The sequence below is a fragment of the Streptomyces sp. NPDC037410 genome (genome assembly GCF_055602235.1).
This window is the reverse complement of sequence record NZ_JBVJWR010000004.1, coordinates 201,858-216,023: the sequence shown is the minus strand read 5'-3', so window position 1 is coordinate 216,023 and position 14,166 is coordinate 201,858. Positions and strand designations below refer to the sequence as shown.

15 protein-coding genes are annotated in these 14,166 nt (G+C 72.5%); 12 read left to right on the top strand and 3 right to left on the bottom strand.

What is annotated here, in order from left to right:
* Positions 1 to 102 precede the first annotated feature (102 nt).
* The 4 genes from ACZ7HT_RS08550 (at position 103) to ACZ7HT_RS08535 (ending at position 2,686) form a co-directional block, all read left to right on the top strand.
* Entirely contained in the window at positions 103 to 1,182 is a 1,080-nt protein-coding gene (locus tag ACZ7HT_RS08550; protein WP_471162165.1) for an LLM class flavin-dependent oxidoreductase, read from the top strand.
* A gap of 4 nt (positions 1,183 to 1,186) precedes the next feature.
* Positions 1,187 to 1,810 carry an FMN reductase gene (locus tag ACZ7HT_RS08545; RefSeq protein WP_471161604.1) on the top strand — a complete coding sequence of 208 codons (624 nt, stop codon included), beginning with the start codon at positions 1,187 to 1,189 and terminating at the stop codon, positions 1,808 to 1,810.
* Between the two features lie 61 nt (positions 1,811 to 1,871).
* Positions 1,872 to 2,309, top strand: coding sequence for a universal stress protein (locus ACZ7HT_RS08540; RefSeq protein ID WP_471161602.1), 438 nt, complete (start codon positions 1,872 to 1,874; stop codon positions 2,307 to 2,309).
* A gap of 2 nt (positions 2,310 to 2,311) precedes the next feature.
* Positions 2,312 to 2,686, top strand: coding sequence for a VOC family protein (locus ACZ7HT_RS08535; RefSeq protein ID WP_471161599.1), 375 nt, complete (start codon positions 2,312 to 2,314; stop codon positions 2,684 to 2,686).
* A 46-nt stretch (positions 2,687 to 2,732) separates the two neighbouring features.
* Here the strand turns inward: ACZ7HT_RS08535 and ACZ7HT_RS08530 are convergent, their stop codons facing one another.
* From ACZ7HT_RS08530 to ACZ7HT_RS08520, 3 genes are all read right to left on the bottom strand, one after another.
* Positions 2,733 to 3,137, bottom strand: coding sequence for a hypothetical protein (locus tag ACZ7HT_RS08530; RefSeq protein ID WP_471161597.1), 405 nt, complete (start codon positions 3,135 to 3,137; stop codon positions 2,733 to 2,735).
* Between the two features lie 87 nt (positions 3,138 to 3,224).
* Positions 3,225 to 3,878, bottom strand: coding sequence for an aminotransferase class I/II-fold pyridoxal phosphate-dependent enzyme (locus ACZ7HT_RS08525; RefSeq protein WP_471162163.1), 654 nt, complete (start codon positions 3,876 to 3,878; stop codon positions 3,225 to 3,227).
* A gap of 50 nt (positions 3,879 to 3,928) precedes the next feature.
* The gene (locus ACZ7HT_RS08520; protein WP_471162160.1) at positions 3,929 to 5,155 is read right to left on the bottom strand and encodes an RNA-guided endonuclease InsQ/TnpB family protein; all 1,227 of its coding nucleotides are present in this window, start codon (positions 5,153 to 5,155) and stop codon (positions 3,929 to 3,931) included.
* 293 nt (positions 5,156 to 5,448) lie between these two features.
* Between ACZ7HT_RS08520 and ACZ7HT_RS08515 the strand changes: the two genes are divergently transcribed.
* The 8 genes from ACZ7HT_RS08515 (at position 5,449) to ACZ7HT_RS08480 (ending at position 14,031) form a co-directional block, all read left to right on the top strand.
* Entirely contained in the window at positions 5,449 to 6,249 is an 801-nt protein-coding gene (locus ACZ7HT_RS08515; RefSeq protein ID WP_471161594.1) for an alpha/beta fold hydrolase, read from the top strand.
* A 37-nt stretch (positions 6,250 to 6,286) separates the two neighbouring features.
* Positions 6,287 to 6,721, top strand: a complete 435-nt coding sequence (locus ACZ7HT_RS08510; RefSeq protein ID WP_471161592.1) for a DUF7144 family membrane protein — start codon at positions 6,287 to 6,289, stop codon at positions 6,719 to 6,721.
* An 11-nt stretch (positions 6,722 to 6,732) separates the two neighbouring features.
* Positions 6,733 to 7,185, top strand: coding sequence for a hypothetical protein (locus ACZ7HT_RS08505; protein ID WP_471161589.1), 453 nt, complete (start codon positions 6,733 to 6,735; stop codon positions 7,183 to 7,185).
* A gap of 98 nt (positions 7,186 to 7,283) precedes the next feature.
* A complete protein-coding gene (locus ACZ7HT_RS08500; protein WP_471161586.1) occupies positions 7,284 to 7,526 on the top strand; it encodes a DUF2630 family protein in 243 nt (80 codons plus the stop codon).
* 28 nt (positions 7,527 to 7,554) lie between these two features.
* Positions 7,555 to 9,504 carry an FUSC family protein gene (locus tag ACZ7HT_RS08495; RefSeq protein ID WP_471161583.1) on the top strand — a complete coding sequence of 650 codons (1,950 nt, stop codon included), beginning with the start codon at positions 7,555 to 7,557 and terminating at the stop codon, positions 9,502 to 9,504.
* Positions 9,505 to 9,693: 189 nt separating this feature from the next.
* Positions 9,694 to 11,169, top strand: coding sequence for an APC family permease (locus ACZ7HT_RS08490; protein ID WP_471161580.1), 1,476 nt, complete (start codon positions 9,694 to 9,696; stop codon positions 11,167 to 11,169).
* Positions 11,170 to 11,273: 104 nt separating this feature from the next.
* Positions 11,274 to 12,263 carry a hypothetical protein gene (locus ACZ7HT_RS08485; RefSeq protein ID WP_471161577.1) on the top strand — a complete coding sequence of 330 codons (990 nt, stop codon included), beginning with the start codon at positions 11,274 to 11,276 and terminating at the stop codon, positions 12,261 to 12,263.
* Positions 12,264 to 12,438: 175 nt separating this feature from the next.
* On the top strand, positions 12,439 to 14,031 hold the full coding sequence (locus ACZ7HT_RS08480; protein WP_471161574.1) for a VWA domain-containing protein: 1,593 nt from the start codon (positions 12,439 to 12,441) through the stop codon (positions 14,029 to 14,031).
* Positions 14,032 to 14,166: the final 135 nt, after the last annotated feature.

Sequence of the window (14,166 nt, the reverse complement as noted above, 5' to 3'; positions counted from 1 at the left end):
CCGGAATAGCGGGGGAGGTCGCGTCGTTCGAGGTATTAGTTTAAGCTTCAACCACTGCTTCAACCACTAGACGCCTAGTGAGAAACGCGAGAGGTGAGCACGATGCAGTTCGGGATCTTCACCGTCGGCGACGTGACGACCGACGCCACCACCGGCCGCACCCCCACCGAGCACGAGCGCATCAAGAACACCGTCGCGATCGCGCTCAAGGCCGAGGAGGTCGGGCTCGACGTCTTCGCGACCGGCGAGCACCACAACCCGCCGTTCGTCCCGTCCTCCCCGACGACGCTCCTCGGGCACATAGCCGCCCGCACGGAGAACCTGATCCTGTCGACCTCGACCACCCTGATCACCACCAACGACCCGGTGAAGATCGCCGAGGACTACGCGACCCTCCAGCACCTCGCCGACGGCCGCGTCGACCTGATGATGGGCCGCGGCAACACCGGCCCGGTCTACCCGTGGTTCGGCCAGGACATCCGCCAGGGCATCCCGCTCGCCATCGAGAACTACGCGCTCCTCCACAAGCTGTGGAGGGAGGACGTCGTCGACTGGGAGGGCAAGTTCCGCAGCGCCCTCCAGGGCTTCACGTCCACCCCGCGCCCGCTCGACGGCGTCCCGCCGTTCGTCTGGCACGGCTCCATCCGCTCCCCCGAGATCGCCGAACAGGCCGCGTACTACGGCGACGGCTTCTTCGCGAACCACATCTTCTGGCCCAAGCAGCACACCGAGAAGATGGTCCGGCTCTACCGCCGGCGGTACGCGCACTACGGCCACGGCACGGAGGAGCAGGCCATCGTCGGCCTCGGCGGCCAGGTCTTCATGCGGAAGAACTCGCAGGACGCGGTACGGGAGTTCCGCCCGTACTTCGACAACGCGCCGGTCTACGGCCACGGCCCCTCCCTGGAGGAGTTCAGCCGCGAGACCCCGCTGACCGTCGGCTCCCCGCAGGAGGTCATCGAGCGCACCCTGTCCTTCCGCGAGTACGTCGGCGACTACCAGCGCCAGCTGTTCCTCGTCGACCACGCCGGACTGCCCCTCAAGACGGTCCTGGAGCAGCTCGACCTGCTCGGCGAGGAGGTCGTCCCGGTGCTGCGCAAGGAGTTCGCGAACCTGCGGCCCGCCGGAGTCCCGGAGACCGCCCCGCTCCACCCCGCCGTCCTCGCTTCCCAGGAGGTCTGACGCCATGCAGACGCTGAAGCTGGTCGCCGTCTCCGCCGGCCTGAGCTCCCCCTCCTCCACCCGGCTGCTCGCCGACCGGCTGCTCCAGGCGGCCCGGTACCGGCTGGCCGAGCAGGAGTACGCCGTCGACGTCGAGGTCGTCGAACTGCGCGACCTGGCCGTCGACATCGCGAAGAACTTCGTGACGGGCTTTCCGTCGGCGGCGCTGGAGGAGGCCATCGAGAAGGTGACCTCGGCGGACGGGGTCATCGCGGTGACCCCGGTCTTCACGGCCTCCTACAGCGGCCTGTTCAAGTCCTTCTTCGATCTCGTCGACCCGTCCGCGCTGACCGGGACCCCGGTCCTCATCGGCGCGACCGGCGGCACCGCCCGCCACTCCCTGGTCCTGGACCACGCCCTGCGCCCGCTCTTCGCCTACCTCCGCGCCTCCGTCTCCCCCACCGCGGTCTACGCGGCCTCCGAGGACTGGGGCTCGGGCGGCGACGCGTACACGGAGGGGCTGCCGGCCCGGATCACCCGCGCGGGCAACGAGTTCGCGGACACCGTGGCGGCCCGTCCGGCCCGGCGGGCCGACGACGAGGAGATCGTCCCGTTCGAGAAGCAGCTGGCAGATCTGCGCCTGGACTGACCGGTTTTGTTACGTTAGGTCCACTTGCAGCGCACTGGCAGCGACGAAACGGAGGTCGGCGATGGCCGGCGGCAGGATCGTGGTGGGCGTGGACGGATCGGAGCCTTCCCTGAAGGCGCTGAAGTGGGCGGCCGCGCAGGCCGCCCTCACCGGGGACTCGCTCGAGGCGGTGATCAGCTGGGACTACCCGGCGGTCTGGGCATCGGTGATGCCTGGCGTTCCGCTCCAGTACGACCCCGAGGAGCTCTCCAGGACGATCCTCGACCAGGCGGTGGACGCCACCCTCACGCCCGCGGCGGCCGCCGGCGTCACCCGTACGGTCGTCGGCGCCAACGCCACCCAGGCCCTCATCGACGCGGCCGCCGGCGCGAGCCTCCTCGTCGTCGGCGACCGCGGCTACAGCGGCTTCAAGGCGGCGGTCCTCGGCTCGGTCTCCTCCCACGTCACCCAGCACGCGCCGTGCCCGGTCGTGGTCGTACGGGGCGAGGTGCGGTCCTGACCATGGACATCAGACTGGAGCTGATCGGCGTCCCCGTCACCGACATCGACCGGGCCAAGGCCTTCTACGAACAGGTCGGCTTCCACGCCGACCACGACGTCACCGTCAGCGAGGACATCCGCTTCGTCCAGCTCACCCCGCCCGGCTCGGCCTGCTCGATCGCCCTCGGCAAGGGCATCACCGCGATGACCCCCGGCTCGCTGGACAACATGCAGGTCGTCGTCACCGACATCGAGGAGGCCCACGCGGACCTGACGGCCCGCGGCATCCAGGTCACCGCCATCGACGACCAGCCCTGGGGCTCCTTCGTCTACTTCGAGGACCCGGACGGCAACCGGTGGTCGGTCCAGCAGACGACCCCACGGGGCGCGGCGTAGCCGAAGGCCGGGGGCCCCGAGCGGGGCCCCCGGCCTTGCGACGGCCTCAGTACGGCGCCGGATGGCCCGTCGCGTCCTCATGGGTGTAGAAGAGGTAGAACGCCGAGCCGCCCGCGATCGCGCCCACGATCAGGCCCAGCAGCACCGACGAGTAGATGCTCGCGCCGGAGAGGCTGAACAGGAAGCCGATCCCGATGCCGGCGTAGGCGCCCCAGGCGGTGCCCCGCAGCTCGCGGGGCAGGTGGTGGCCGTAGCGCCGGAGGGCGTACATCCCGACGGCGACGACGACGGCGGAGATGACGCCCAGCCAGAACTGTCCCCAGCTGAGCGCGCCGCCGTCTCGGGCGATCACCGGCGCGTACAGGCCGTACAGGACGCCGGTCGTCGCCGGGAGGGCCCAACCGTGCGCGCTGAACGAGCGCCGGACGGGCACCGCTGCGTGTGCGGCCATGGCAGGAGCTCCTTCGTGTCCGACCCCCCTGGTTCCGGGTTCCCGCACCCTCCAGGGCACACCCGCGCCCCGCGCCCCGCAAGTGGATCACGGGCCTGAAGCTGCCACCGCGGCCAGCCGGACCAGGGCCTCGTCCAGGACCGCGACCGGCGGTGACGCGAGGCCGAGCCGGACGGCGTCGGGCGCGGCGGCGCGGCCGACCGCGAAGGCGCTGCCGGGGGTGACGGCCACGCCCGCCCGCGCGGCCGCCGCAGCCGTGAAGGTCTCCGCGCGCCAGGGCGCGGGCAACTCCCACCAGCAGTAGTAGGCGTGCGGGGAGGTCCGCAGGGCGTGTCCGGCGAGGCGGCGCCGGAGCAGGGCGTGCCGGGCCTCCGTGTCCGCCCGCTTGAGCGCCACGGCCTCGGCGACCGTCCCGTCCCCGGTCCAGCGCGTCGCGGCGGCGAGGGCGAGCCCGCCGGCCGTCCAGGCGCCGGAGCGCAGGGCGTCGGCGGCGGCGGTACGGAGCCGGGCGGGGACCACGAGGTAGCCGACGGTGAGTCCGGGGGCGAGCCGCTTGGAGAGGCTGTCGACGAGGAGCACCTGCTCGGGGGCGCGCGCGGCGAGCGGCGCGGGCGCGTCGGGGGCGAGGAACGCCCAGGTGGTGTCCTCGACGGCGGTCAGCTCCAGGCGGCGGAGCAGCGCGGCGAGTTCGGCCCGTCGGCCTTCCCCGGCGGTGGCGGAGAGCGGGTTGTGGTTGTGCAGGGTGGGCTGGAGTTGAAGTGCTCTCCCGACCGGAGCCGGGAGATTCCCGCTTACCTTACGGCAGCGGGCTTGACGCGCTTGGCGCGTCTGACGACTGCCCTTCCGGCAGCCGGGATGAGCGCAAGGCCCATCCGGTAGAGGTGCAAGACGTTCCGGGCCCCGTTGTGGTCGGCGTTGCCCGACCAGTCGCAGTCCGGGTTCTTGCACACGAAAACGGCCTGGGACTCCCGATTGCCGGGCGTGGTGAAGCCGCACGCCGAGCAGCGCCGGGAGGTGCCGGGGGCGGGAACCTTGACCAGGGTGCCGCCGCGCTGGGCGGTCTTGTACGCCAGCAGGGTGACCGTCCGGCCCCACGCCTCGGCGTGGATGGAGCGGTTCAGACCGGCCTTCTGCACGACGTTCTTCCCCGGTGCTTCGACGGTTCCCTCGGCGGACTTGACCATGTTCGTGATGGTGAGTGCCTCGACCACGACGGTGCCGTAGGCGCGGGCGATGTGGGTGGTCGTCTTGTGCTGCCAGTCGAGGGCCCGGCGCTTGGCTTTCGCGCGGAGTTCTGCGATCCGGTCGTACGTGTGGTGCAGCCGGCGGCTGGTGCGCTCGCCGGGCCTGTGGTGCCGCTTGCGCTGCGCGGCGCGCTGCTCCAGGTGGAGGAGCCTGGCCTTCTCCTTGCCGGTCAGCCATTCGCCGTGTTCGTAGGTTGTGCCGTCCGACAGGGCGAGGGGCACGGTCACGCCCACGTCGATGCCGACGTCCGGCCCCTGATGAGGGGCGGGCATGGCCTCCAGGGTCTGGACGCGGAAGGTGATGTGCCAGCCGAGCGCGTCCTTGACCAGTCGTGCCCCGGTGATCCGGTTCTCCGCGTCGGCGCGCTTGCCCACGGGCAGGTTCTTGGTCCACCGGAAGCGGATCCGGCCCACCTTGGGAACGTTGACCATGCCCCAGCGGCGGTGTACGCGGGTGATGTGCAGGTCCCGGCCCTGTGGGATGTCCACGGACATCACCGTGCGGAACCGGCCCTTGAAGTTCGGGGCGTCGGCGCGGCCCTCCCAGCAGTTCTTCCACGCCCGGAAGTACGTCTTGAGTACGGCCTGCGCGGCCTGGGCAGGAAGGGCGGCCAGGAAATCGATGTCCTTGCGGGCCTGCCGGATCGCGGCGTCCGCGTTCGCGAGAGTCCGCTGCTCCTTCGGCATCATCCGCCACCACACGTGCAGCAGATTCCACATCGTGCGGGCCGCGTGCGCCTGGTCATCCACTGCGCGAACCTCCGCAGGAGACAGCGAGAGCCGGGTATGGTGCCCGAACTGTCGCTTGACCAGGGTGTCTTGACTCACGAGCGAGAACCTAGCATTGGTTAATATCGCCGCGCTGAAATTCTCACCCCGATGAACACATCCGGCATCATATCGTCTGCAACTTGCATGACCTCTTGATCTTTTCGCGAAATACCGGCGGAATATGCTCACCAAGCCACGCTGAATCGCATCGGGTAGCTCATGCGCGAGCTTCCCCTATTACACCGACAGCAATGTCCTTATTGCACAGAACTGTTGGCGCTGACTAGCCTGCGTACATGCCCGCCTCCCGCACCGTCCACGCCGAGGCCTTCTACGAGGACCGGGGCAGCGGCCCCGCTCTCCTCCTCGTCCACGGCCACCCCTTCGACCACACCATGTGGCAGCCGCAGATCGACCGCTTCTCCCGCGCCGGACACCGCGTCATCGCCCCCGACCTGCGGGGTTACGGCGCCACGCCGCTCGGCGCGAGCACCGGCTCCACCCTCCTCGGGGACTTCGCCGAGGACCTGGCCGGCCTCCTGGACGCCCTCGGGATCGACGACTGCGTCGTCGCCGGCCTCTCCATGGGCGGCCAGATCGCCATGGAGCTCGTCCGCCGCCACCCCGGGCGGGTCCGGGGCCTCGTCCTCGCCGACACCTTCCCGGCCGCCGAGACCGAGGACGGCAGGAACGCCCGGAACGCCATGGCCGACCGGCTCCTGCGGGAGGGCATGCGCGGGTACGCCGACGAGGTACTGGACCGGATGGTCGCCCCGTACAACACGCACGCCGCACCCCACGTCCACCGCATGATGTGCGGCACCGACCCGGTCGCCGCGGCGGCCGCCCTGCGCGGGCGGGCCGAACGCCCCGACTACCGGGAGACGCTCACCACCGTCACGGTGCCCGCGCTCGTCGTCGTCGGCCGGGACGACACGTACACCCCGGTGGCGGACGCGGAGGAGATGCACGCCCTGCTGCCCCACGCCACGCTCACCGTAATCGAACGGGCCGCCCACCTGCCCAATCTGGAGCGGCCCGAGGAGTTCGACGCGGCCCTCGACGCCTTCCTGCGCTCACTCGTTCGGCCCCGTTGAACGTTCGGAATCGTACGAACGCTCCCACGATGGGGCCATGAGCCAGAACACCGCACCCCGCAAGGCCGCCCCCCGGAGCACCGCCGGCGCCTGGGCCTCCGGCGGCACCCTCTTCGCCGGCGTCCTCATGCTGGTCACCGGCTTCATGGACGTCTTCCAGGGCATCGCAGGCATCGCCGAGGACGACATCTACACCCGCATCGGCGACTACGTCTTCAAGTTCAACCTCACCACCTGGGGATGGATCCACCTCATCCTCGGCGTCATCGTCGCCATCGCCGGCTTCGGCATCCTCAAGGGCGCCGAGTGGGGCCGGATCGCCGGCATCTCCCTGGCCTCCCTCAACATCCTCTTCCAGTTCCTCTTCCTCCCCTACCAGCCGTGGTGGGCGCTCTTCTCGATGGCCATCTCGATCTTCGTGATCTGGGCGCTGGCCACGGACGACGCGTACGGCACGGACGAGCGGTACTGAGGCGCAGGCCCATGATCCGAACAGTCCGAAAGGGACGCGCCACCACCGGAGTCGCACTCGCCGCGGCGGTGCTCCTCGCCCTCACCGGGTCCGGATGCGACACCGCCAAGAACAAGGCGGGCGAGATCGTCTCGTCCGCCACCGCGGCCGTCGCCTCCGCCGCCCAGGAGAAGATGAACGAGGTCAAGGACGGGGTCAACGCCACCGGGGACGTCCGCGCCGGGGCGACCAGCACCGACGGGGACCGGACGGTCGCCGAGATCACCGCGACCAACCCCGAGGACAAGACCGCCGACTACACGGTCATGGTCAACTTCCGTGACGCCGACGGCAATCTGCTCGACGTCGTCGTCCTGAACATCGACGGCGTCGAAGCGGGGAAGTCCAAGACGGGCACGGCCCGCAGCAACCGCACGCTCTCGGGCACCCCGAAGGCCGAGATCGCCCAGGCCCTGCGGCACTGACCGCCGTGGCCGCCGCCCCCACCAGGCGCGGGCCCCCCGTGGACGGGGGCGCCGTCCTCGACCTGCGGGGGGCGGGCTGATCCGCCACGCTGGTAGGCATGGACAACGACGAGATCCTGGACGACATCGGCGCCCTCGTCGAGGAGGAGCGCGCCCTCCGGCAGCGCGCCGGAACAGGCGGCCTCCCCTCCGACGAACGCGCCCGCCTGGCCGAGCTGGAGATCCGCCTCGACCAGTGCTGGGACCTGCTGCGGCAGCGACGCGCGAAAGCCGAGTTCGGCGAGGATCCGGACACGGCGGCCCTCCGCCCGCCCTCCGAGGTCGAGTCCTACCGCAATTAGCGACACGGGGGCGGCGTACGTTGGTCGCATGGAGCGGTCCGTACGGGGCACCCCGCCCGCCTGGCTCACCGCCGGCCTCAAGCCGGCCCCCGCGCCGATCCCCTGGGCCGCCGTCGCCCGCGCGGCGATCGCGCTGTCCGTGCCGCTGGCCGTGGGCCTCGCGACGGGGCGGCCCGCGTACGGCGCGCTGGTCTCGATGGGCGCGCTGTCCGGCGTCATCGGCGACACCGCCGACGCCTACCGGATGCGGGTCTTCAACATCGCGGTGCCACAGGCGTTCGGCGCGCTCGGGGTGACCCTCGGGACGCTCGTCTTCGGGCAGGGATGGATCGCCGTCGCCGTCCTCACCGTCGTCGCCCTCGTCTCGGGGATGATCTCCTCGATCGGCGCGGTCGCCTCCGTGTCCGGCCTGCTCCTGCTGCTCAACGCCGTGGTCGGGGCCGGTCTGCCCATGCCCGACCCGTGGTGGAAGGCCCCGGTCCTGCTGGGCCTCGGCGGCCTCTTCGTCCTCGTGCTCACCCTCCTCGGCTGGCCGATGCGCCGCGTCGCCCCCGAGCGGGAGGCCGTGGCCGCGACCTACCGGACGGTCGCCGAGCTGTACGAGGCGACCGGCACGGCCGCGTACGAGGAGAAACGGCAGGCCGTCACCACCTCCCTCAACCAGGCGTACGACCTGGTCCTCGCCCACCGGGCCCGCCAGCACGGCCGGGCCGCGCCGCTGGTGCGGATCCTGGCCCAGCTGAACGTCGTCATCCCGCTCGTCGAGGCCGCGCCCGCCGCGCATCTGCGGGCCCGTCTCGTCGGCCCGCTGTCCCCGGCGATCCCGGCGGCCGTGCGGGAGCTCGCGGACGCCGTCGAGGAGGGCCGGACCGGCGCCCCCGTCCTCGACGACCTGCCCGTGCCCGAACGGCCCGCGGAGAAGGCGGTCGACCACGCCCTGCGGCACGCGGCGGCCGTCGTCCACAAGGCGGACCCCGACCCGTACAACGTCGACGACCGCCTCGGCCGCCCCGCCGCGCTCCGCGTCCGGGCCCGCCGGACGGTCCGCGCGGTGCTGCTCTCCGAGGCGTCCTGGCGGTACGGCCTGCGGCTCGCGCTCTGCATCGGCCTCGCGCAGGCCTTCGTCTCCCTGATCCCGGTCCCCCGCTCGTACTGGGTCGCGCTCACCGTCACCTTCGTCATGAAGCCCGACTTCGGCTCGGTCTTCTCCCGGGCCGTGCTCCGCGCCGCCGGCACCGCCGCCGGTCTCGTCCTTGCCGCGCTCGTCCTCTCCGAGGTGCCGCGCGGCTGGTGGGACGTGCCGGTGCTTGCCGTGCTCGCGGCGCTGATCCCGGCGTTCTCCGCGAAGGGGTACGCCTTCCAGACCGCGGCCATCACCCCGGTCATCCTGCTGCTCTCCGACACGCTCAACCACCAGGGCTTCGACCTCGTCCTGCCCCGTCTCTACGACTCCCTCATCGGCTGCGCGATCGCGCTGGTCGCCGGCTATCTGCTCTGGCCCGAGTCCTGGCACGCCCGGATCGGGGACCGGCTCGCGGACGCCGTCGCGGACACCGCCGCGTACGTCCAGCGGGCGTTCAGCGCGACGAGCCCGGACCAGGGCGCGCGCCTCCGGGCCCGCCGGAAGCTCTACCGGGACCTGTCGACGGTCCGCTCCGAATTCCAGCGGGCCCTGACCGAACCGCCGCCGACGGGTACCCGCGCCGCCGCCTGGTGGCCGCTGGTCGTCGCCGTGGAGCGGATCGTGGACGCGACGACCGCCGCCCGGATCCGGGTCAACCACGGCGCCCCGGCGCCCGACCCGGCGGAGGTGGCCGCCGTGGAGCGGGAGTTGCGGGAGCTCGCGGACGGACTGCGCGATACGGACACCCTCGTGGAGGTCCGCGCGGAGCTCCCCGGCGACGAGAACGGAGTGCTCGCGCCGCTCCGTTCGGAGGTGAGCGCGGCCCGCGCCATCGCCAGTCCCGACCTGCGGTAAACGTCTCCCGGGGGGCGTACAGAAGGACTTACCGGCGGTTACGGAATGGAACCCTCCCCACTGCCATTACCGGAACACCACGGGACGACTACGATGCGCTCGATCCGTCGGCCCCAACCGGCCCGGAAAGCCTGACGCTTCGCTCCGCCGCCTCGCCCTGCCCCACCCCAGCGCCCCGAGGACTCCGCCATGCGCACCACCACGAACAGAGGGCTCCAGCCCAATGTCCTCGGTACCTTCGACACGATCGTGATGGCCGTCGCCGGCAGCGCCCCCGCCTATTCGCTGGCCGCGACCACCGCCGTCCTCTTCGGCGCGGTCGGCCTCGCCGGACCCGCCGCCCTGCTGTACTGCGCGATACCGATGCTCGGCATCGTCCTCGCGTACGCCCGCCTGGGCCGCATCGACGTCAACGCCGGCGCCGGGTACTCCTGGGTGGGCCGCACCCTCCACCCCTTCCTCGGCTTCCTCTCCGGCTGGGCGCTCGTCATCGCCGCCACCGTGTTCATGGTGGCCGGTTCGCTGCCCGCCGGCTCGCTCACGCTCTCCCTGATCGACCCGGACCTGGCCTCGAACACCCCGCTCGCGGCGGCCGTCGGCGCCGGCTGGTTCCTGATGATGCTGCTCGTCGTCCTGGGCGGCGCGCGGCTCACCGTACGGGCGCAGCTCGTGATGTCCGGCGTCGAGATGCTGATCCTGCTCGGCTTCGTCCTGGCCGCCGTCGTGCACCGGGGCCGGGCCACCGCCTTCGACTGGTCCTGGTTCGCCCTCGACCACTTCCACGGGACGGACACCTTCGCCGCCGGGGCGCTGATCGCCGCGTTCTACTACTGGGGCTGGGACGTCACCAGCAACCTCAGCGAGGAGACCCGGAACAGCCGCCGCACCGCCGGGCTCGCCGCGCTCGTCGGCGTCGGCTTCGTCTTCCTCCTCTTCGAGGCCTTCACGGTCGCCGTCAACGTCCTGCTGAGCGCCGAGGAGATCCGTACCGCCGGACCCAACGTCCTCGCCGTCCTCGGCGAGGCGATCTGGCCCGGCGTCGGCGGCAAACTGCTCGTCGTGGCCGTCCTCCTGTCCACCGTCGCCACCCTGGAGACCACCCTCCTCCAGGTCACCCGCTCGCTGTTCGCGATGGGCCGCGACCGGACCCTGCCCGCCGCGCTCGGTCTCGTCCACCGCCGCTGGAACACCCCGTGGGTCGCGGTCGCCGCCGTCGGCGGCGCCGCCCTCCTGATGTTCTGCGCGGCCGCGGCCGCCGGCTCCGTGCAGCAGATCCTCAGCGACGCCGTCGCCGCGATCGGCCTCCAGATCGCGTTCTACTACGGCCTCGCGGGCATCGCCGCCGTCGTCGCGTACAGGGCGGTCCTGTTCCGCTCCGTACGGAACCTCGTCCTCGGCGGGCTGTGGCCGCTGCTCGGCTCCGCGTTCATGCTGTGGGCCTTCGTCGCCTCGCTCGGCGAACTCTCCACGACCGCCCTCACGATCGGCCTCGGCGGCCTGTTCACCGGCGTGGTCCCACTGCTCGTGTACTGGCGGAAGGGCAGCGACTACTACCGCCCGGCCCGCCTCGACGTGGTCCGCGCGCTCGCGGCGGCGGAGGGCTCGGCGCCGGCCACGCGGCCGCGTACGGGAACGCGCGACAAGAGCTACGCGACGGACTTCTGACGCCGGTACGTCCGGGCGACCGGTACGTCCGCACGACCGGTACGCCCGCACCACCGGACAGAGCGACTTCTTCCTACGGCAGCCGAACCCGAAGGAGGCCCCCGATGGCCGTACGCCGCCGCTCCGTGCGCCCGTCCCGCCAGGAGCGCTTCGTACCCGACTTCGACCCGGACTTCGGGGACCGGGCGCTGACCGAGGCGCGCCACGACATCGTCATCGGCCGCTGGCAGGGCGTACGGGACCTGCTCGCCGCCACCGGTACGGACTGGGCGCGCCGCACCCACCGGCTGCGGCTCCTCTCGCACGCCGCCGCGGGCAGCTCCACCGTCGAGACGTGGCGGGCCGCCGAGCCCGGCAACCCCGACGCCGCCGTGCTGCGGGCCGCGACCGAGGTGGTCCGGGTCTTCGACGCGGCCATCGCGGCCGGCCGGGGCGCCGTCGTCGAACGGGCCCGGATCGACGCGGCCGTCGACGCCTGCCGGGGCGCGGCGGAGGCGGCCCCGCAGGACCCGATGCCCTGGGTCTCCCTCCTCTCCGTGGCGCGTCTCTACGAGGGCGGGGTGCCGCGCCGCGAACTACGGCACTGGTTCGACGAATTGCGGCGCCGGGACCCGTACAACACCGAGGGTCACATCCAGGTGCTCCGCTACTGGTCGGCGCGGTGGCACGGTACGCACGGCAGCATGTACGACTTCGCCCGCGACGCGGCGGGCGTGGCCCCGCCCGGCTCCCCGCTGCCGGTCCTGGTGCAGGTGGCCCGGGTCGAGGAGTACCGGTACATCGCGGACGGGGCGCTCGGCCGGGGCCCGGTGCGCGGCTTCGACCAGCACTGGAAGCACGAACTGGCGGTCACGGAACTGCGCCGGACGCACGCGCGCTGGATCGGCGGCCGGGACCCGGGCCGCCCGGTGGCCCCGGAGGAGATCGGCGACCTCAACTTCCTGGCGCACGCGGCCTGCTACGCGGGCCAGGTGGAGATCGCGAAGGACGTGATGACCATGCTGGGGAAGCGGGCGGCGTGGGTGCCGTGGGCGTACACGGGGGACCCGGAGGAACAGTTCACGAGGTTCAGGGACGGCCTGGGGGTGGAGTGACGGGGCACCCGAGTGAACGTCGAATGAACGCCCTGAAAGCGGGGGCGACCGGGTCACTGGAAGGGGAGAGGGCGGCCGCTAACCTTACGTGTCCGCCCTGGCCAGGGATGAACGTCCCGAAACGCCCAGTACGGACATTCACACTGCACCCCCACTCATGCGAAAGGGTTCGCCCATGGGTATTCGGAGCATGCTGCGCAAGGTGTTCGGCCGGGACCGCGAGGACTCCCCGGCAACCTCCGTCCCGCCCCAGACGCGTGAGTCCGTGGAGACGGCGGAGCCGGTAGAGGCCACGAAGACCGCGGAGCCGTCGGCGTCGGCGTCCGTGGAGCCCGCGCCGTCGGAGAAGACCGAGGCCCGCCGAGCGGCGGACGACCTGGTGGCGGCGGCCTTCGACAACCCGCAGATCCCGAGGGCGAGGACGTCGGGGACCGGGACGACGACGGATGCGGGCGAGGCTGCGGAGGCGGAGGCCTCCGAGGCGGCGGCTACGGAGCCGGTCGCCGAGGCGGCGGACGAGGCCGAGGTGAACGCGGCGGACGCAACGGCCGCCGACGAGGCGATCGAGGCCCCGGCGGAGCCGGAAGCCGAGGCTGCGGACGAGCCGCAGGCCGAGACTGCGGACGCGGCCGACGAGGCCCCGGCGGAGCCGGAAGCGGCCGTTGTGGACACGGAGCCGGCGGACGCCGACGCGGCCGACGAGGCCCAGGCCGAGGCCACCGACCCGACCGAGCCGGAGGCTGCCTCGGCGGACGCCGGCATCGCCGTCGAGGCGGCCGTCGTCGCCGAGGACACGGCTCCGGCGGAGCCGGAGGCGGAGGCTGTCGACGAGCCGCAGGCCGAGGCCACGGAGCCGGAGGCTGTCGCGGCCGACGAGGCACAGCCCGAGCCCGAGGCGGAGGCTGTCGCGAGCGACGAGGCTCAGCCCGAGGCGGAGGCCGACGAGCCGCAGGCCCAGGTCACGGAGCCGGAGGCCGTCGTCGGCGACGAGTCGCAGGCCGAGGTCGCCGTCCCGGCGGCCGAGGCCGACTCCATCCCCGAGCCGGAGGCGGACGCGGCCGACTCCACCCCCGAGCCGGAGGCTCAGGCCGACGAGGCTCCGGCCGCACCCGCCACCCCCCTCCCCGCCGTCAAGGCCGCCGCCCCGCACCTCGTCGACGCCTACAAGGCCGCCGGCGCGCAGCTCAAGAAGCAGGGGCTCGGTGGCGCGCGGGCCGCCGTGTACCTCGTGGTCGACCGTTCCGGGTCGATGCGCGGGTACTTCAAGGACGGTTCCGTGCAGCGGCTCGCCGAGCAGGTCACCGCGCTCGCGGCGCACCTCGACGAGGACGCCGCCGTCACCACCGTCTTCTTCTCGACGGACATCGACGGCACCGTCGACCTGACCCCGGCCGACCTCACCCCCACCCGTATCGACGAGGTCAACGCCACCCTCGGCCGCCTGGGCCGTACCAACTACCACCGGGCCGTCGAAGAGGTCCTCGCCCACCACGAGAAGAACGACCCGGCCCGGCCGGCGCTCGTCGTGTTCCAGACGGACGGCGCGCCGGAGTCGAAGACGGCCGCCACGCAGGCCCTCGCCGAGGCCGCCGACAGGCCGCTGAACTGGCGGTTCGTGGTCTGGGGCGAGGAGGACAACAAGGCCTTCGACTACCTCAGGAAGCTCGACGGCACGCCCCGTACGGCGACGTACTTCGCGGGAGCGACCCCGGTCGAGACGCCGCACGCGGCCTTCTACCGGGGCCTCCTCGCCGGCCTGGAGTTCTAGGTCCGACGGGCAGTGGGGGGGGGGGGGGGGGGGGGGGGGGCCCCCCCCCCCCCCCCCCCCCCCCCCCCCCCCCCCCCCCCCCCCCCCGCCGCCTCCCCCCTCTCCCCCCCCCCCCCCCCCCCCCCCCCCAACCCC